This is a genomic window from Psychrobacter sp. TB55-MNA-CIBAN-0194, assembly GCF_040309505.1.
Classification (GTDB): Bacteria; Pseudomonadota; Gammaproteobacteria; order Pseudomonadales; family Moraxellaceae; genus Psychrobacter; species Psychrobacter fozii.
In genome coordinates this window covers 1-232 of record NZ_JBEOOW010000848.1, presented here as the reverse complement: position 1 = coordinate 232, position 232 = coordinate 1, and the positions used below count along the sequence as shown (strand labels likewise).

At 47.0% G+C, this 232-nt stretch carries 1 protein-coding gene; it reads left to right on the top strand.

Annotation, left to right across the window (positions count from 1 at the left end; all coding sequences use genetic code 11):
• A partial coding sequence (locus tag AAEY75_RS17320) for a HisA/HisF-related TIM barrel protein (protein ID WP_352260428.1) occupies positions 1–232 on the top strand: 232 nt, incomplete at both ends.

Sequence of the window (232 nt, the reverse complement as noted above, 5' to 3'; positions counted from 1 at the left end):
GTAAATGTGTTCGTCTAAAACAAGGTCGTATGGAAGATGATACGGTTTTTTCTGATGATCCTGTCGCTATGGCAGCACGCTGGGTGAATGAAGGTGCACGTCGCTTACACCTAGTTGATTTAAACGGTGCTTTTGACGGCGTGCCAGTGCATAAGCAAGTCGTTGAAGACATCGCTAAAGCGTACCCGAACTTACCTATTCAGCTTGGTGGCGGTGTCCGCAATATGAATAC